The 16,789-nt window shown below is 66.3% G+C and carries 16 protein-coding genes and 1 CRISPR repeat array; of the genes, 7 read left to right on the top strand and 9 right to left on the bottom strand.

Features of this window, described 5'->3' with window-relative positions; translation table 11 throughout:
- Positions 1 to 80: 80 nt before the first annotated feature.
- Both tnpB and AC1PPL_RS06795 read right to left on the bottom strand, forming a co-directional pair.
- Positions 81 to 431 carry an IS66 family insertion sequence element accessory protein TnpB gene (gene tnpB, locus AC1PPL_RS06800; RefSeq protein ID WP_012203341.1) on the bottom strand — a complete coding sequence of 117 codons (351 nt, stop codon included), beginning with the start codon at positions 429 to 431 and terminating at the stop codon, positions 81 to 83.
- Positions 407 to 859, bottom strand: coding sequence for a transposase (locus tag AC1PPL_RS06795; RefSeq protein WP_182118950.1), 453 nt, complete (start codon positions 857 to 859; stop codon positions 407 to 409). Before AC1PPL_RS06795 ends, tnpB begins: the two co-directional genes overlap by 25 nt.
- 70 nt (positions 860 to 929) lie before the next feature.
- On the opposite strand from AC1PPL_RS06795, the gene csy3 reads away from it, so the two are divergent.
- The 7 genes from csy3 to AC1PPL_RS06760 all read left to right on the top strand — a co-directional run bounded on the left by csy3 (position 930) and on the right by AC1PPL_RS06760 (position 8,942).
- Positions 930 to 1,961: a type I-F CRISPR-associated protein Csy3 gene (gene csy3, locus AC1PPL_RS06790; RefSeq protein WP_479972942.1), complete on the top strand. Its 1,032-nt coding sequence runs from the start codon at positions 930 to 932 to the stop codon at positions 1,959 to 1,961.
- A 17-nt stretch (positions 1,962 to 1,978) separates the two neighbouring features.
- Positions 1,979 to 2,554 (top strand): type I-F CRISPR-associated endoribonuclease Cas6/Csy4, encoded by a 576-nt coding sequence (gene cas6f / locus AC1PPL_RS06785; RefSeq protein ID WP_479972941.1) that lies wholly within the window; start codon positions 1,979 to 1,981, stop codon positions 2,552 to 2,554.
- Between the two features lie 140 nt (positions 2,555 to 2,694).
- Positions 2,695 to 4,313: a CRISPR direct-repeat array (repeat unit 28 nt; unit sequence GTTCACTGCCGCATAGGCAGCTCAGAAA).
- Positions 4,314 to 4,549: 236 nt separating this feature from the next.
- Positions 4,550 to 5,017, top strand: a complete 468-nt coding sequence (locus AC1PPL_RS06780) for a MarR family winged helix-turn-helix transcriptional regulator (RefSeq protein WP_479972940.1) — start codon at positions 4,550 to 4,552, stop codon at positions 5,015 to 5,017.
- 60 nt (positions 5,018 to 5,077) lie between these two features.
- Positions 5,078 to 5,494 carry an organic hydroperoxide resistance protein gene (locus tag AC1PPL_RS06775; protein WP_011803942.1) on the top strand — a complete coding sequence of 139 codons (417 nt, stop codon included), beginning with the start codon at positions 5,078 to 5,080 and terminating at the stop codon, positions 5,492 to 5,494.
- Positions 5,495 to 5,624: 130 nt separating this feature from the next.
- Positions 5,625 to 6,383 carry a metallophosphoesterase family protein gene (locus AC1PPL_RS06770; protein WP_011803941.1) on the top strand — a complete coding sequence of 253 codons (759 nt, stop codon included), beginning with the start codon at positions 5,625 to 5,627 and terminating at the stop codon, positions 6,381 to 6,383.
- 43 nt (positions 6,384 to 6,426) lie between these two features.
- Positions 6,427 to 7,866, top strand: coding sequence for a protein kinase domain-containing protein (locus tag AC1PPL_RS06765; protein ID WP_479972939.1), 1,440 nt, complete (start codon positions 6,427 to 6,429; stop codon positions 7,864 to 7,866).
- 35 nt (positions 7,867 to 7,901) lie between these two features.
- A complete protein-coding gene (locus AC1PPL_RS06760) occupies positions 7,902 to 8,942 on the top strand; it encodes a serine/threonine protein kinase (RefSeq protein ID WP_479972938.1) in 1,041 nt (346 codons plus the stop codon).
- Between the two features lie 6 nt (positions 8,943 to 8,948).
- On the opposite strand, the gene AC1PPL_RS06755 is transcribed toward AC1PPL_RS06760, so the two are convergent.
- The 7 genes from AC1PPL_RS06755 to AC1PPL_RS06725 all read right to left on the bottom strand — a co-directional run bounded on the left by AC1PPL_RS06755 (position 8,949) and on the right by AC1PPL_RS06725 (position 16,789).
- On the bottom strand, positions 8,949 to 9,620 hold the full coding sequence (locus AC1PPL_RS06755) for an exosortase H-associated membrane protein (RefSeq protein ID WP_479972937.1): 672 nt from the start codon (positions 9,618 to 9,620) through the stop codon (positions 8,949 to 8,951).
- Positions 9,621 to 9,646: 26 nt separating this feature from the next.
- Positions 9,647 to 10,246 carry an exosortase H gene (gene xrtH, locus AC1PPL_RS06750; protein WP_313147044.1) on the bottom strand — a complete coding sequence of 200 codons (600 nt, stop codon included), beginning with the start codon at positions 10,244 to 10,246 and terminating at the stop codon, positions 9,647 to 9,649.
- Positions 10,247 to 10,461: 215 nt separating this feature from the next.
- Positions 10,462 to 11,454: a Bug family tripartite tricarboxylate transporter substrate binding protein gene (locus AC1PPL_RS06745; RefSeq protein ID WP_479972936.1), complete on the bottom strand. Its 993-nt coding sequence runs from the start codon at positions 11,452 to 11,454 to the stop codon at positions 10,462 to 10,464.
- 203 nt (positions 11,455 to 11,657) lie between these two features.
- Positions 11,658 to 13,610: a molecular chaperone HtpG gene (htpG, locus tag AC1PPL_RS06740; protein WP_479972935.1), complete on the bottom strand. Its 1,953-nt coding sequence runs from the start codon at positions 13,608 to 13,610 to the stop codon at positions 11,658 to 11,660.
- A gap of 346 nt (positions 13,611 to 13,956) precedes the next feature.
- Complete coding sequence (locus tag AC1PPL_RS06735) at positions 13,957 to 14,994, bottom strand: pseudouridine synthase (RefSeq protein ID WP_287741380.1); 1,038 nt, start codon at positions 14,992 to 14,994, stop codon at positions 13,957 to 13,959.
- 56 nt (positions 14,995 to 15,050) lie between these two features.
- On the bottom strand, positions 15,051 to 15,857 hold the full coding sequence (locus tag AC1PPL_RS06730) for a Crp/Fnr family transcriptional regulator (RefSeq protein ID WP_479972934.1): 807 nt from the start codon (positions 15,855 to 15,857) through the stop codon (positions 15,051 to 15,053).
- 158 nt (positions 15,858 to 16,015) lie between these two features.
- Positions 16,016 to 16,789 (bottom strand): general secretion pathway protein GspB, encoded by a 774-nt coding sequence (locus tag AC1PPL_RS06725; protein ID WP_479972933.1) that lies wholly within the window; start codon positions 16,787 to 16,789, stop codon positions 16,016 to 16,018.

Raw genomic sequence — 16,789 nt, 5'->3', positions numbered from 1 at the left:
TCCTTTTACGGATCATTTTGTCGGGCATTTTGCGATAAATATTCTCAGCCTCGTCCCCGCTCATTTCGGCAGTTCCCGCCTCACGCAACTCGCTCGTAGAACCGCTGTGGGTGACGCTGCGTGACGGCCAGATCGATGCCATCAAGCAGCCAGTGCAGTTGCTCCACCGTCAGTGTCGGCACCACCGCCTCATCGGGCCAGATGAAGCGGTCTTGTTCCAGGCGCTTCATCAGAAGCCAGAAGCCGTTGCGCTCCCAGACCAGGATCTTCACCCGGTTGCGCTGGCGGTTGCTGAACACGTACACCGCCGCCGCGAACGGGTTCATGCCCAGGGCTTGCTCCACCAGGATCGCCAGACCGTTGATGCCCGTTCGGAAGTCGATGGCCGGGCGGTGCAGGTACACCGTCAGCGTGTCGTCGAGTCGGAACATGGCAGGCGCCCCAGAAGTTCAAGGAAAGGCAGCCACTCGCCCGGGCCCGCATCGCTGAGGTCGACCTCCACCCCATTGGGCAGTCGGGCGTGAAGCCGAAGCTTGAGCGCAGCAGCAGCAGCAGCAGTGGCAGGCACTGCCCCGGGAGCCGCAAGCCGCAGCGGCACAAAAGCATCCGTGCCGACCACGGCCACGGTCGGCATGTTGGCCCGCCTTGTCTTCGTATCCGCGCCCATGCTCTGGGTGATCCAACGGCGCAGCAAGTTCGCGTTGATGCCGCATTGCAGCGCCATGCGCGCCACCGACACGCCCGGCTTCTGGCACGCCCGTACAACTTCGGCCTTGGCCTGAGGGTCGTACACGGCCCGCCCATCGTTCTTGTGCCCCGTGACCAGGCGCCGTACCACCTCTGCATCGATCTCTGACATACGTGTCCACCTTGTTCTACATGGACACGTAGCTTCCCCTCTCAGGCGCTCTGTGGGAAGACGTAGTTGGATGACCGCTTACGACAAACTCACCACCGCATCCGTCCTGGCCTTTGAACGCAAGCTGGACCCATCCGACGCCGTGTTCCACGCCGGCCGCTGGGACGACCGTTCGCAGTCGCACGCTTGGCCGCCCGTCACTGTGCGTGAAAAGTCTGTGCGTGGCACCATCAGCAACCGCCTCAAGGCCAAAGACCAAGACCCCGCCAAGCTGGACGCCGCCATCGAGAACCCCAACCTGCAAACCGTGGACGTGGCTGCCCTGCCCGCTGAGGCCGACACGCTCAAAGTGCAGTTCACGCTGCGCGTGCTGGGCGGCGCGGGGACGCCATCGGCGTGCAACAGCGCGGCCTACCAAGCCAAGCTGCTGGCCACAGTGCAAGGCTATGTGCAGCAGCACGGCTTTGGCGAGCTGGCCCGGCGCTACGCGGCCAACCTGGCCAACGGCCGCTTCTTGTGGCGCAACCGCGCCGGGGCTGAGCAGGTAGAAGTGACGGTGGAGCAGATGCAGAACGGGCAGGCTGCGCACACATGGTCTTTTGACGCTCTGGCGCTTAATACACGGGCGGTAGACGCTATCAATACAGGGGCAAAAGACCTCGACGAGCTGGGCCAGGCCATTGCCGACGGGTTGGCCGGTTCGCAGCATGTGCTGCTGCGTATCACGGCCTTTGTGCGCCAGGGTGCGGGGCAGGAGGTGTTCCCATCGCAAGAGCTGATTCTGGACAAGGACAGTGCAGGCAAGAGCAAGACGCTGTACCACGTGGACGGCGTGGCGGCCATCCACTCGCAAAAGATCGGCAACGCCATCCGCACCATCGACACCTGGTATGAAGGCGCTGAAGAACTGGGCCCCATCGCGGTGGAGCCCTACGGCTCCGTCACCACCCAAGGCAAGGCCTACCGCCAGCCCAAGCAAAAGCTGGACTTCTACACCCTGCTGGACAACTGGCTGCTAAAAGACCAGGTGCCACCCGCAGAGCAACAGCACTTTGTGATGGCGGTGCTGATCCGTGGCGGCGTGTTTGGCGACGCCAGCTGATGCGCGAGGCGCTCTCCATGACCACGCACTACATCAACATCACCCTGCTGCCCGACCCGGAGTTCAGCCACGCACACCTGCTGGGCGCGCTGGTGGCCAAACTGCACCGGGCGCTGGTGCAAGGGCAGACCACTGACATTGGCGTGAGCTACCCGCAGCACGTTAGCCAGCCGCTGACAAAGCGCACCCTGGGCGCGGTGCTGCGCCTGCACGGCACGCCCGAGGCGCTGCAGCGCCTGATGGAGCAAGACTGGCTCAAAGGCATGCGTGACCACACGCAGGTGGGCGAGTTTCTCCCAGTGCCCGCCAACGCACAGCACCGCACCGTGCGCCGCCGCCAGTTCAAAACCAACGCAGACCGCCTACGCCGCCGCCGCATGCAGCGCAAGGGCGAAACCGCCGAGCAGGCCGCAGCTGCTATCCCCGACACGGTAGAGCGCCGCCCTGACCTGCCGTTTGTGCAACTGCGCAGCAGCAGCACTGGTCAGTCGTTTTGCTTGTGCGTGGAGCATGGCCCGCTGCAACCGCTGCCTGTGGCCGGGGCCTTCAACGCCTATGGCCTGGGGCATGACGCGACCGTGCCTTGGTTTTGAGCCTGTTTGACCCTTTTTTTCAGGGGCCATGGCAGGGCCTTGTGAATCAAGCACTTACGGAGCACCCCAGGAATTGAGGTGTTCTGGCTTTATGGGGGAATGTTCTTTAAAAATCAGAAGGTTGGGTGGGATAGGGTCTAGTTCACTGCCGCATAGGCAGCTCAGAAAATGGTGACGCCGGTGGACCTCACCCTGGACGCGTTCACTGCCGCATAGGCAGCTCAGAAAAGAGCATGATCCGGCAACGCACAGGGCGATCGGTTCACTGCCGCATAGGCAGCTCAGAAATGCGGTGGCGGTGGTGGCGCAAACACTACTTCGTTCACTGCCGCATAGGCAGCTCAGAAAATCCTTGCCGTTGTTGAGCATGTCGGCGAAGCGTTCACTGCCGCATAGGCAGCTCAGAAAACGTTGGTCCAGAAGATGGGGTTTGCCATGGGGTTCACTGCCGCATAGGCAGCTCAGAAAGGGAGATGAGTCGGATACGGAAGCTCCCCAGGGTTCACTGCCGCATAGGCAGCTCAGAAATTGGCATCGACACGCCGCCACGCGGTGTCAGGGTTCACTGCCGCATAGGCAGCTCAGAAAATGCGTGAGCGAGGCCCTCTCTTCTCCTGGCCGTTCACTGCCGCATAGGCAGCTCAGAAATTCCTTGTCGCGCGCCGTCTGGAATGCCTTGGGTTCACTGCCGCATAGGCAGCTCAGAAACATTGAAGACTCAGAAAAATGAAACAGAACGAGTTCACTGCCGCATAGGCAGCTCAGAAATCTTCGCCCAGCGTGCCCATCAAGCCGTAGCCGTTCACTGCCGCATAGGCAGCTCAGAAAGACACTGCCGACATGCTCGCCACTTTTGAGTCGTTCACTGCCGCATAGGCAGCTCAGAAATCAGACCCAGTGGCGTGCCGCTGGGATGGGTGGTTCACTGCCGCATAGGCAGCTCAGAAAAAGCCGGCCATGCTGCTGACTCAACTCGGTGCGTTCACTGCCGCATAGGCAGCTCAGAAAGCGACACCGGCTGGCTCGGCCGCTGGTGGTACGTTCACTGCCGCATAGGCAGCTCAGAAACCTGTTCACTGCCGCATAGGCAGCTCAGAAAGACGCCCGCGCCGAGATGCACCGCTAGCCTTTGTTTACTGCCGCATAGGCAGCTCAGAAAATCACCGCCCGGCCGTCAGGTGCACGTTCGGCGTTCACTGCCGCATAGGCAGCTCAGAAACTTGAAGTACGCGAGCAGAACGGCCTTGAGATGTTCACTGCCGCATAGGCAGCTCAGAAAAAGAAGGTTGCAGGGTTGGGCGACAAAATCACGTTCACTGCCGCATAGGCAGCTCAGAAATGCAGGTACTGGGCACCTACACCCCATCCGCCGTTCACTGCTGCATAGGCAGCTCAGAAATATGTTTGCGGAACACAAGGCCAGACGTGCACGTTCACTGCCGCATAGGCAGCTCAGAAAACTTCGTAACGTCAATCGCATCATTCCGTGGGGTTCACTGCCGCATAGGCAGCTCAGAAAAGGTTCCGCCGACACAGTGACGGATATGAATAGTTCGCTGCCGCATAGGCAGCTCAGAAATGCATCTTGGCCTGGGCTTGCTGGGCCGCAGGGTTTACTGCCGCATAGGCAGCTCAGAAATTGCTGGTTTGATCTGCGGCCTTGGCGGCATCGTTCACTGCCGCGTAGGCAGCTCAGAAAAGCCGCACTTCCAGTCGGTGAGGTCCGACGACGTTCACTGCCGCGTAGGCAGCTCAGAAAAGGTTGATGGCGGTGATGGGGAAGGGAGCTTGGTTCACTGCCGCGTAGGCAGCTCAGAAATGGCCCTGTTCTCATCACTGCCGCATAGGCAGCTTAGAACCCCCAGCGTCGATCAGCTGCACCGCTCCCAGGTTCACTGGACATAAGCAGCTCGCGAGATATACATCACACAATTTAATAGCTAAATGTTTAATTTTTAACCATTAAATTGCTAGTAATAGGAAATAATGCGAGCTATGCCCTCCCCCAACACCGTCACTCCACCCAGCCCGCCCGAACTGCTACTGGACAACCAACTGTGCTTCGCGCTGTATTCCGCGTCGTTGGCCATGACCAAGCTCTACAAGCCGCTGCTTGACACCCTGGGCCTGACCTATCCGCAGTATCTGGTGATGCTGTCGCTGTGGGAGCGTGACGGGCTCACCGTCTCCGAGCTGGGCGAGCGCCTGTTCCTTGACTCGGGCACGCTCACGCCGCTGCTCAAGCGCCTGGAAGCCGCAGGCCTACTGGTGCGGCTGCGCGACGTGCAGGACGAGCGCCGCGTGCGCATCACACTCACCGGCCAGGGGCGTGCGCTGCGTGATGGCGCCCAGCCCATCCCGCACTGCGTGCTGGCCCGCACGCAGTGCACACCCGCCGACATTGGCGCCCTGACCGCGCAGCTCCATGCGCTGCGCGACCGGCTCGTGCAGCCGCAGGCCTGACACCGTTTTCCCTCATGCCCCGTTGGCGGGGCCTTTGTTCCACTCTGAAAGGATGCACTCATGACCACGCTCGACAAGGTTCTCTACACCGCCCGCGCCCACACCACCGGCGGGCGCGACGGCGCATCGCGCAGCGATGACGGACGGCTGCAGGTCCAGCTGTCCTCGCCCGGCGGCAGCGGCACGGGCACCAACCCCGAGCAGCTTTTCGCCGCCGGCTACTCGGCCTGCTTCATCGGCGCCATCAAGGCCGTCGCCGCGAAGCAAAAGCTGACCCTGCCCCAGGACTTGGCCATCGACGCCGAGGTGGACCTGGGCACGATCCCCAATGCCTACGGCATCGCCGCACGCCTGAAGGTGCACCTGCCCGGCATGGACCGCGCCCAGGCGCAGCAGTTGGTCAACGACGCGCACCAGGTCTGCCCCTACTCCAACGCCACACGCGGCAACATCGACGTGACGCTGACCCTGGCCTGAGGCACCGTAGCGGGCGGCGCAGTTCTCCGCGTTTTCCCTAGTCTGGCGGGATACCCATTGCAAGCGAGCGCTCAGCTTCCGGGTTCATCATGCGCGGTCTGTCCCCCGCTTCGCCTGCATTGCCCGCGCCATGAAGATTGCCCTGCTGTCCGACATCCACGCCAACCTGCCCGCCTTCGACGCTTGCCTGGAGCATGCGCGAGCGCACGGTGCACAGCAGTTCGCGCTGCTGGGCGACCTGGTGGGCTATGGCGCGGACCCCGGCCCGGTGCTCGACCGGGCCATGCAACTGGCCGCCGCGGGCGCACTGTGCGTGCGCGGCAACCATGACGCGGCCGCCCTCGCCCCGCCCGCCGTTGCCCAGAACCTGGGCGACCAGAGCGCACAGTGGACCCATCCGCACCTGGACGAGCGCCAGCGCGCCTTCCTGGCCGGCCTGCCGCTGACCGAGCGCCTGGGGCCCGACGCGCTGCTGGTGCACGCCAGCGCCGACGGCCCCGAGCGCTGGCACTACATCACCGATAGCAACGCCGCCGAGCGCTGCATGACCGCCGCCACGCGCATCGACCCGGCCATCCGCTACGTCTTCTGCGGCCACGTGCATGAGCAGGCGCTGTACTTCCTCACGCCCACGGCCAAGTTGATGCGCTTTTCGCCCCAGCCGGGCGTGCCTGTGCCCGTGCCGCCGCACCGCCAGTGGCTGGCCATCGCCGGCTCGTGCGGCCAGCCGCGCGATGGCGACACGCGCGCCATGTATGCCCTGTTCGACCCGGACGCCGCCACCATCACCTTCCAGCGCGTGGCCTACAACCATGCCGCCGCCGCGGCCGCCGTGCGCGCCAGCGGCCTGCCTACGTTCTTTGCCGACCGGCTGGAGCGCGGGCGCTGAGCCCGCCTTTTCCACCCTTCAGGACCAGACGCACCACCGCCCCATGAAGCTGCTCACGCCCGGCACCGAGATCGACGGCTTCGTGGTGCATGAGTGCATCCACGCGGGCGGCATGGCGCACATCTACCGCGTGGGCTATGCCAATGCGTCGCGCGACCCGGGCTTTCCCATGGCCATGAAGATCCCGCGCATGACGGCAGGCGACGGGGCCGAGAACATCGTGGGTTTCGAGGTCGAGCTGACCATCCTGCCCACGCTGTCGGGCCACCACGCGCCGCGCTTCGTGGCGGCGGGTGACCTGATGCGGCTGCCCTACCTGGTCATGGAATACGTGCAGGGCGATACGCTGCAGCATTGGCTGGACGATCGCCCGCCGGGCGACACCGCTGCGCGCAGCGCGGAGACCATCGCCCGCATCGGCGGCGCCATGGCGCTGGCCGCGCACAGCATCCACCAGCAGAACGTCTGCCACCTGGACCTGAAGCCCGCCAACGTGCTGCTGCGCCCCGACGGCAGCGTGGTGCTGCTGGACTTCGGCCTGTCCTGCCACGCGCACTACCCCGACCTGCTGGCCGAGGAAATGCGCCAGGCCGTGGGTTCGCCCACCTGGATCGCGCCCGAGCAGGTGGTGGGCGTGCGCGGCGACCTGCGCAGCGACATCTTCGCGATCGGCGTCATGCTCTACGAGATGGCCACGGGCGAACTGCCTTTCGGCTCGCCCACCACACAGGGCGGCATGCGCCAGCGCCTGTGGATGACACCTGCGCCGCCGCGCCAGTACCGCCCCGACCTGCCCGAGTGGCTGCAGGAGGTGATCCTGCGCTGTCTGGAACCCGAAGCCGCGCAGCGCTACCCTTCGGCCGCGCACTTGGCCTTTGACCTGGCCAACCCCGATCAGGTGCCCATCACCGAGCGCGGCCGGCGCCTGCGCGGGCCCGGCGTGGGCGCGCACTTCAAGCGTTGGATCAAGGCTGCGGGCATGCACTACCAGCCCAGCCCGCTGCCGGCGCGCCAGATCGCCGAGGTGCCTATCCTCATGGTGGCCGTGCCGCACGACGACGTGACGGACGCCACGCTGTACTCCTTGCGCGAAGCGGTTGCCCGTTCGCTGGGCATACGCCCCGGCGCGCGGCTGGCCTGCGTGACGGTGATCTCGCCCTCGGCCAGCAGCACGTCCGACAGCGCGCGCAGCGAGACCATGCTGCACCGCACGCACCTGGCGCGGCTCAAGCAGTGGGCAGCGGGGCTGGACCTGTCGCGCCACAGCGCCAGCTACCACGTGCTGGAGGCCAGCGACGTGGCCCAGGCCCTGGTCCGCTATGCCGAGGGCAACCGCGTGAGCATGATGATCCTGGGGGCGGCGACGCACGGGCTGCAGTTGCAGCGCTTCATCGACACAGTGCCCATCCGCGTGGCGCGGGATGCCCCCTGCACCGTCATCCTGGTCAAGCAGCAACTGCCTTTCGACGCGCTGGGCCAGTGACCCCGCGGGGCTGCCGCAAGCGTGACAATCACGCCATGACCGCGCCCCACACCGATGACACGCTCCACCCCTACGCCAGCCTCACGCCCGACCTGGTGCTGGACGCGCTGGCCAGCGTCGGCTTGTATGGCGACGGCCGGCTGATGGCCCTGGGCTCCTACGAGAACCGCGTGTACCAGGCCACGCTGGAAGACGGCAGTCGCGTGGTGGCCAAGTTCTACCGCCCGGGGCGCTGGAGCGAGGCGCAAATCCTGGAGGAACACGCCTTCTCCCAGGAGCTGGCCGATGCCGAGGTGCCCGTGGTCGCGCCCCTGCTGCTGCACGGCCGCAGCCTGCACCGGCATGCGGGCTTCGACTTTGCCGTCAGTCCCTGGCGCGGCGGGCGCACGCCCGAGCTGGACGACTTCGAGGTGCTGGAGTGGCTGGGCCGCTACCTCGCACGCATCCACAACGTGGGCGCAGCCCGGCCCTTCGCGCAGCGCCCGGCGCTGGACCTGCAGACGTTAGGCCAAGAGCCGCACGACTGGCTGCTGGACGCACAGATCATTCCCCTGGACCAACAGACGGCATGGCGCGACGCCTGCGAACAAGCTCTCGAATTAATAGCTGCTGGCGCTTGTCTATCGGGCGCTAAGGGCCAATTTAGCTTGAAGGACGCGAGCAACATCCGCCTGCACGGTGACTGCCACCCCGGCAACGTGCTGTGGACGCCCGTGGACGACGCCGGCCACGGCGGCCCGCATTTCGTGGACCTGGACGACGCGCGCATGGGCCCGGCCGTGCAGGATCTGTGGATGCTGCTGTCGGGCGAGCGCCGCCAGCGCACCCTGCAACTGTCCGCCCTGCTGGACGGCTACGAGCAGCTGCGCGCCTTCGACCGGCGCGAGCTCGCGCTCATCGAGCCGCTGCGCACACTGCGCCTGATCCACTACAGCGCGTGGCTGGCGCGGCGCTGGAGCGACCCGATCTTTCCGATCAACTTTCCCTGGTTCGGCAGCAGCGACTACTGGCGCGGACAGGTGGACATGCTGCATGAGCAGATCGAGGCCATGCAGGAGCCACCCCTGGCCGCCTGAGGACGGTCAGCCAGCCGGTCGCTGCGGGGCCGGCGAGGCAGCCAGGGACTGCTTCCAGCCCCGCACGATCACATCGATGAAAAACTGACGGTCCAGCCAGAGCCAGACCAGCACCGGCACCAGCGTGGGCAGTACCAGCACGCCCACCTGGTAGCCGTAGACGATGGCCTCCAGCTGCCACTGTTCCACTCGCAGCACCCGCACATCGAACTGCGCCGCGCCCGCCAGTTGCATGAGCAGGTACATCACCAGGCTGAAGGCCTGCGCCGGCAACAGCAAGACATAGCCCAGCGCCGCGCGGGAGGCCCGCCCCGGCGCACGCGCGGCACCCCATGCCGCCACCAGCAGGGCGGCAAAGATCGGCAGGCCATAGGCGTAGCGGCCCGGGTCGGCCTCCAGCGTGACTTCGGCCCGGCGCCCGCCGGAGTTGGGTACGGCGATCTCCACCGCGGTGTCCACCTCCATGCTGCCCGGCTGCTGGTGTACGCCGCGCACCCACATGGGTGCCGCCTGCTCCAGCGCCACATGGGAGAGCCATGCCACGGGGTAGGAGAGCCATGGCGAGGCCTTGGTCCACAGCAGCGTGAGCACAATCATGGCGCCAAAGGCATACAGGACAAAGCGCGTGAGCACGGAGGGTCGGCGCGCAGGGGCTTCGGTTTGCACGGGTTTTGTCACTGGGAAATCCTCCTGCGCCTGGGAGCTCAGCGCGGCGACAGGTCGAGCGAGGTGCTCACCTGCCCATGGCCCTTGTCCAGGCGTGGCATCACCAGCGGCATTGGCGGTGCGGGCGGCTCATCGGGTGGCGGCGTATCCTGGGGCGGCTGGGCCTTGGCACCGGCACGGACCCAAAGCAGCCAGACGATCAGCACATCCAGCATGATGAGCCCCTGCCACAGAAATTCGTGCGCAAAGTTGAATACCGCCGTGTTCCACTGGCCCAGGTAGAAGAGGCTGATCACCCGCACCACGTTCAGCGCCTGCACCGCAGCAAAGCCGGCGACCAGCCCCAGCAGTTTGTGGCGCAAGGTGGAAGGAAAGGCGATCACGGCCGCGAACAGGACGATGCAGGCCTCGATCCCGTTGCACCCCGGTTCGATGGACACGCCAAAACCCGTGAGGGTGTTCCACAGCACCTTGCCCTGCGCAGCGGCCGTGGTATCAAACCAGGTGACCAGCCCTGCGCAGATGCGGGCCAACAGCGCCGTCCACGGCAACACCAGATGCTGTTGCACCCAGTTCAGCATGTTGATGCCAAACAGCGATAACTGGATGGCGAGAAAGAGAAGAAAGAAGCGCAGCATGGTGTGAGGGCCCAGGAGGCCACGGGGCGATAGGCTTTGCGCAAGGCGCCTGCATTATCCGTGGCTGCCTGGACACCGCCAGCGCTATCGACCCGACGTGGCTGCCATCGGGTGCGGCAGCAGGGGCTCAGCAGGCTCAGCCCTCACGCTGCTGGCCCTCTTTGGACCTGCCTAGCCCACCCTGCAACGAACTGCGCGAGGACCGTGCGCCTCCATCAGTCCTGCTTGGCCCCGGATATTTTCACCAGCTTATCGATGATGGGGTTGGACGCCTCAAAGTCCTTGCGGAACTGTGCAGCCCCGCCTTCCACCCCTTCCAGGCCGAAGACCTGCAGGCGGGCCTTCATCGCGGTGGAGTGGATGATCTGCACCGCCTCCTTCTCCAGGCGGGCCAGGATGGGCTTGGGCGTGCCCGCCGGCGCCAGCATGGTGAACCAGGCGATGGTCTTGAACTCCGGGTCGGGAAAGCCCGCCTCGGCCATCGTGGGCACGTCGGGCAAATCGGCCAGTCGCCGGGGGCCCAGGATCGCCAGCGGGCGCAGGCGCTCGGCCTTGATCTGCGGCTGCGCGGCGGCCAGCGTGCCCATACCCCAGGAGACCACGCCCGCAGACAGGTCCTGGATGTGCGGCGCCTCGCTCTTGTAGGCCACGTGCGTCATCTCCAGCTTGCGCGAGTCGCTGAGGTAGGCGCTCATGAGGTGGCCGGGCGAGCCGGCCCCGTACGAGCCGTAGTTGATCTTGCCCTTGTTCTGTTGCGCCCAGGCCATGAATTCCTTCATGTTCTTGACGGGCACGTTGGCGTTGACCATCAGCACCAGGCTGGTGGCAGCGATCTGGGTGATGAACTCGAAGTCCTTGCGGATGTCGTAGGGCACCTTGGAAAACATGTGGTGCGCGTAGAACACGGGCGTGGAGTACGACACCAGCACCGTGTAGCCATCAGGCGCCGCACGCGCGACCGCATTGGCGCCCAGCATGCCCGAGGCCCCGCTCTTGTTGTCCACCACCACCGGCTGGCCCAGGCGCTTACCGAGTTCGTCGGCCAGCACGCGGCCCACCACGTCGGTGCCGCCCCCGGCGGCAGCCGGGATCACCATGGTGATGGGCCGGCGCGGATAGTCCTGCGGCGCGGCCGCATTCTGGGCCAGGGCCAGCCCCGAACAGCCCCACACCAGGGCAGAAAAAACCAGCGATGTCTTGATTCCCATGTCACAACCCTTTTTGATCGGAACGCAGGTTTCGATATTCACCATCTGAGGTCCAGACAACCATTAGGGATAGCCTTGATGTGGACCGGGACACGCGGAACCGCCGTGGCGCAAAAAAACCCGGCCTGCTTGCGCAGGACCGGGTGTGGTCGGTCTGTAGAGACGGCCCGGCACAGGCCGGGCGCGAGGGTGGCAAGCCCGCCTCAGGCCAGCAGCGTGTTCACGCGCTTCACGTACGCGGCCGGGTCCTCGGGCAGGCCTCCTTCGGCCAGCAACGCCTGGTCGAACAGGATGTGCGCCAGGTCGTGAAAGTGCACGCTGCCGTCCAGCTTCTTGACCAGCGCATGCTCGGGGTTCACTTCCAGCACGGGCTTGGCGTCAGGCGCGCTCTGGCCGGCCTGCTTGAGCAGGCGCGCGAGCTGCGTGCTCATGCCGCCGTCCTGTACCACCAGGCAAGCGGGTGAATCGACCAGGCGCGTGGTCACGCGCACGTCCTCGGCCTTGTCCTTGAGGGCTTCCTTGAGCTTGGCGAGCACGGGCTTGAAGGCCTCGGCGGCCTCCTCGGCGGCCTTCTTCTCGGCCTCGTCCTGCAGCTTGCCCAGATCCACCGCGCCCTTGGCCACGGACTGCAGGGGCGTGCCATCGAAGTCCTGCAGGTAGTTCAGCGCCCACTCGTCGACGCGGTCGGTCATGAGCAGCACCTCGATGCCCTTCTTCTTGAAGACTTCGAGCTGCGGGCTGTTCTTGGCGGCGGCCAGCGTGTCGGCGGTGATGTAGTAGATGGCCTCCTGGCCCTCCTTCATGCGCGCCTTGTAGTCGGCAAAGGAAACGCTGGGCGTATCCGATGTGGTGGAGGCAAAGCGCAGCAGCTTGGCCAGACGTTCGCGGTTGGCGAAGTCCTCGCCCAGGCCTTCCTTGAGCACGGCGCCGAACTCGGCGTAGAACTGGGTGTACTTGCCTTCCTTGGCCTTGTCCTCGGCGCTGACCACGTCCTGCACGCCATCGGCGCCTTCCGCCGCTGCCTCATGCTTGTCGTGCTTGGCCAGGTCCTCGAGCATGGACAGCACGCGCTTGACCGAGCCGTCGCGGATCAGGCGCACGTCGCGGCTTTCCTGCAGCAGCTCGCGGCTCACGTTCAGCGGCAGGTCGGCGGAGTCGATCACGCCCTTGACGAAGCGCAGGTAGCTGGGCATGAGCGACTCGGCGTCGTCCATGATGAACACGCGCTTGACGTACAGCTTCACGCCGGCCTTCTTGTCGCGGTTCCACAGGTCGAACGGCGCCTTGGCGGGGATGTACAGCAGCTGCGTGTACTCGGTGTTGCCCTCGACGCGGTTGTGGCTCCAGGTGAGCGGGTTCTCGAAGTCGTGGCTGATGGACTTGTAGAAGTCCTGGTACTGCTCGTCGGTGATGTCCTTCTTGGGGCGCGTCCACAGGGCGCTGGCCTTGTTCACGGTTTCCCACTCGCCGGTCTTCACCATCTGGCCCGGCTCGCCTTCCTTCTCGCTCTCCTTCCACTCCTCCTTCTCCATGAGGATGGGCAGGCTGATGTGGTCGGAATACTTGCCGATCACCTGCTTGATCTTCCAGGCGTTGAGGAACTCCTCGGCATCCTCGCGCAGGTGCAGGATCACGCTGGTGCCGCGCGCCGCACGCTCGATGGCCTCCACCTCGAAGTCGCCCGCGCCGCCGCTGGCCCAGCGCACGCCTTCGCTGGCGGGCAGGCCCGCGCGGCGGCTCTCGACCGTGATGCGGTCGGCCACGATGAAGCCCGAGTAGAAGCCCACGCCAAACTGGCCGATCAGCTGCGCGTCGGCCTTCTGGTCGCCCGACAGGCGGTTCATGAAGTCGCGCGTACCGCTCTTGGCGATCGTGCCCAGGTGGTCAATGGCCTCCTGCTCGCTCATGCCGATGCCGTTGTCGGTAATGGTCAGCGTGCGCGCTTCCTTGTCGAAGGACACGCGCACCTCCAGGTTGGGCGCATCCTCGTACAGCGCGGCATTGTTCAGCGCTTCAAAGCGCAGCTTGTCACAGGCGTCCGAGGCGTTGGAGACCAGCTCGCGCAGGAAGATCTCTTTGTTGGAATACAGCGAATGCGTGACCAGGTGCAGCAGTTGCGCCACTTCGGCCTGGAAGGAATGGGTGTGCTTGCTCATAGGTGTTTTTCAAACAAAGGCAACGGGAAAGAAATCACAGGGGATTCAACCATGTTCTCCGGCGCAGCCGGAACGCATGCGCAGGTGGGGGCGCCGCGGCCGGCTTCAAGGGGCGCGGCACGACGATTTGCCACCAACCGATGCCACGCTGGTCGCATGCCCCAGCGTCGGCGCGATCCTGAGCGCGGTGATCTACAACGCACCGCTGTCGAGCGGCAGCAGCGACTGAACGCCCACCGCAGCCATCAAAAAAGAGAGCGGCTTGCGCTCTCCTTTTCTGCATTTCAAATGGTTTTGAAGTGCAAACGCCCTTTTGGCGAGCGCTAGAAGCTCCTGATTTAATAGCTTAAAAGCGCTCACCCGGCGCCAGATAGCGCCACTGGCCCGGCGGCAGCTTGCCCAGCAGCACCTGGCCGATGCGGATGCGCTTGAGGCCCACCACCTTGAGGCCCACCAGCTCGCACATGCGGCGGATCTGGCGCTTTTTGCCCTCGCGCAGCACGAAGCGCAACTGCTCGGGGTTCTGCCACTCCACCACCGCCGGCTTGAGCTGCTGGCCGTCCAGCGCCAGGCCATGGTTCAGCAGCGCCAGCTTGTCGGCGGGGAAGACGGCGCGCACATCCTGCGCGCGATCGCCGTACTGCACGCGCACCAGGTACTCCTTGTCCACCGTCGAGTCCTCGCCGATGAGCTGGCGCGCCACGCGGCCGTCCTGCGTCAGCACCAGCAGGCCCACGGAGTCGATGTCCAGCCGCCCGCAGGGTGCCAGGCCCTTGAGTTGCGCCGGCGCGAAGCGCGTGCGGCTCTCATCGTCCTTCCAGTGCGTACGTGGGTTGATGAGCGCCACGGCCGGCGTGTGGCCGTCCTCGGCCTGGCCGCTCACATAGCCCATGGGCTTGTGCAGCAGGATGGTCACCTGCTGGCGCTGGTGGCCCTGGGCCGCGCGGTCCACGTCGATGCGGTCGTGCGGCCCCACCTGCAGCCCCATGGCCGCCACCTGCCCGTTGACGCGCACCCAGCCCTGGGCGATCCAGTCGTCGGCCTCGCGGCGCGAGCACAGCCCCAGATCGGCCATGCGCTTGTTCAGGCGCATGCGGCCGTCTGCAGGCGCCTGCGCAGCGCCAGCGGGCGCACGGGTGGCAGGAGGGCGCGGCGCGGCCGGCGCGTGCTGGCTCGCCGTACGGGGGGCGCCTGCCGCGCCGCTGGGTGCGGCCGTGCCGGCCGTGCGGCCTGCGGACCGGCCCGGCGCCTTGCCGGTAGCCACAGGTGCTGCGGGCGTGGTCGGCTTGCGCAGCACCAGCCGCGGGCGCAGCGGAGTGGGGGAAGCAGAAGCGGACGGTGCGGGGACGGACCGTGCGGGGGGACGGGCGGGCGTTTCGGGCATGGCGCTATTGTCTCGCGCCATGGAGCGCGCCGCGCCCCGCCCCCTCTACCGCGCCTTCAGATCATGGCGGCGGGCTCGTTCTCGTCGGCCGGCGCCCTGCGCGGTGAAGCGCGGCGCCGGGGCCCGGGGCGGCCCGCGTCCGCCGCCTCCATCCGCCTGAACAGGCTGGTGCGCAGCGCCTGCAGGTCCAGCACGCGCAGGCCGCCGTACTCCACGCGGATCGCCCCCTGCGCTTCCAGGGTCGCCAGGGCCTCGTTCACACGTTGGCGCGACAGGCCGACCAGGTAGGCCAGCTCCTGCTGGGTGATGCGCAGCACTTCCCCGACGCCCGGGTAGAGCACGGGGTTGAACAGCGCCGCCAGGCTGCGCGCCACGCGCAGGTCGGGGTTGGTGAGGCGGTCGATTTCCCGCGCGGCGATGAACTGCGCCAGGCGCTCGTTGAGCTGGTTCATCACGAAGCGGTTGAAGCCGATGGAATGGTCCAGCAGCCAATGGAAGGTGTCGATGGGCAGGCCCGCCACCACGCTCCTGCGCAGGGCCTGGATGTTGTAGCGGTAGGGCTCGCGCTTGACCGCCGTGCCTTCGCCGAACCAGCCGCCGGGGGGCACGCCGGTGAAGGTCATCGTCAGCCCGTCGGCGTTGTCCGCGCTCATCTTGAGCAGGCCCTCGACCACCCCAAACCAGTACGTCACCGGCCGGCCCACACGGCACACGTAGTCGCCCGGCTGGGCATCGCCGACGGCCAGCGCGGCCACCGCCCGTTCGCGCTCGGCGGGCTGCAGCAACGCCATCCAGGGAATGCCGCTGAGTTCTTGGGCCGTGGGCGGGCGGCGCCGCTGGTGCAGGGAGGCGTCTTGGCTCATGCGCGCAAGCATGCGGTCAAAGCGCGCAGCGGGGCAGCGGGAATACCACGAACCAACGCCTGGCCGGTCCGAGGTATCGACACACTCAAATGCTATTTATTTAGTAGCTACTAGCGCTTATTTATTCTGGGTTTGAACCCTGTTTGACTACAAACCTATCACTGCGTCGGCAAGGCATAGCGGTAGCCGCGGAACGCCCACACGGTGCGCGCCGGCTCGATGCGCTCCAGCACCAGGCCGGGGGCGGCGGTATCCCCCTCGTGCAGCACCTGGCCGTTGACGATCACCATGCGGTACACGGGGTTGGACGAGTAGGTCACGCCCGCGAGCTGCAGGGTGGGCAGTTGCTCACGCACGCTCGCCGGCAGGTCGGTCTGGGCAAAGACGGTTCCCGTCGATTCCTGCGGCGCGGGAGCCGGCGGCGCAGCGCGCGGGGCCGGTGCGCGGGCAGGCGCCGCGGGGGCCGGCGCGCTGCGCTCGGGCCGGGGGGCAGGCGCTTCGGCGCGGGCAGAGCGCTCGGGCGTGGGTTTGGATGCTGGTGCAGATGCCGATGCCGGTGCTCGCGCTGGTGTTGGCGCTGGTGTTGGTGTTGGTGTTGGCGCTGGTGTGGTTGCGGGCGCAGTTTCGGGCAACGGCGCTGCCCCTTGGGCCGGCACGGCGGAGGCCGGAGCGGCAGGTGCCGGTATTGCGGGTGCAGGCGCCGGCACCACCGCGGCCACCGTCGCACTGGGCGCACGCACCAGCCACCAGGCGCCGGCTGCCGCCCCAACGCCCGCCAGCGCTGCAAGCACCATCCAGGGCAGCCCCCGCGCCGGTGCGGCGCGCTGCACGGTGGGCACCGCCACGGGCGACGCGGGGGTATGCAGGCCGGGCACGCTGCCACGGCCGCGCTCGGCCTGGGCGCGCCGCAGCGCATCAAGAATGTAGGACAT

The organism is Diaphorobacter sp. B2A2W2, from assembly GCF_056730635.1.
Note: the sequence above shows the minus strand (reverse complement) of the source record. Positions and strands in the feature narration are given on the sequence as shown.

Coding starts and splice junctions, on each gene's coding strand:
- tnpB (WP_012203341.1), bottom strand. CDS start 431: ATGTTCCGACTCGACGACACGCTGACGGTGTACCTGCACCGCCCGGCC.
- AC1PPL_RS06795 (WP_182118950.1), bottom strand. CDS start 859: ATGTCAGAGATCGATGCAGAGGTGGTACGGCGCCTGGTCACGGGGCAC.
- csy3 (WP_479972942.1), top strand. CDS start 930: ATGACCGCTTACGACAAACTCACCACCGCATCCGTCCTGGCCTTTGAA.
- cas6f (WP_479972941.1), top strand. CDS start 1,979: ATGACCACGCACTACATCAACATCACCCTGCTGCCCGACCCGGAGTTC.
- AC1PPL_RS06780 (WP_479972940.1), top strand. CDS start 4,550: ATGCCCTCCCCCAACACCGTCACTCCACCCAGCCCGCCCGAACTGCTA.
- AC1PPL_RS06775 (WP_011803942.1), top strand. CDS start 5,078: ATGACCACGCTCGACAAGGTTCTCTACACCGCCCGCGCCCACACCACC.
- AC1PPL_RS06770 (WP_011803941.1), top strand. CDS start 5,625: ATGAAGATTGCCCTGCTGTCCGACATCCACGCCAACCTGCCCGCCTTC.
- AC1PPL_RS06765 (WP_479972939.1), top strand. CDS start 6,427: ATGAAGCTGCTCACGCCCGGCACCGAGATCGACGGCTTCGTGGTGCAT.
- AC1PPL_RS06760 (WP_479972938.1), top strand. CDS start 7,902: ATGACCGCGCCCCACACCGATGACACGCTCCACCCCTACGCCAGCCTC.
- xrtH (WP_313147044.1), bottom strand. CDS start 10,246: ATGCTGCGCTTCTTTCTTCTCTTTCTCGCCATCCAGTTATCGCTGTTT.
- AC1PPL_RS06745 (WP_479972936.1), bottom strand. CDS start 11,454: ATGGGAATCAAGACATCGCTGGTTTTTTCTGCCCTGGTGTGGGGCTGT.
- htpG (WP_479972935.1), bottom strand. CDS start 13,610: ATGAGCAAGCACACCCATTCCTTCCAGGCCGAAGTGGCGCAACTGCTG.
- AC1PPL_RS06735 (WP_287741380.1), bottom strand. CDS start 14,994: ATGCCCGAAACGCCCGCCCGTCCCCCCGCACGGTCCGTCCCCGCACCG.
- AC1PPL_RS06730 (WP_479972934.1), bottom strand. CDS start 15,857: ATGAGCCAAGACGCCTCCCTGCACCAGCGGCGCCGCCCGCCCACGGCC.
- AC1PPL_RS06725 (WP_479972933.1), bottom strand. CDS start 16,789: ATGTCCTACATTCTTGATGCGCTGCGGCGCGCCCAGGCCGAGCGCGGC.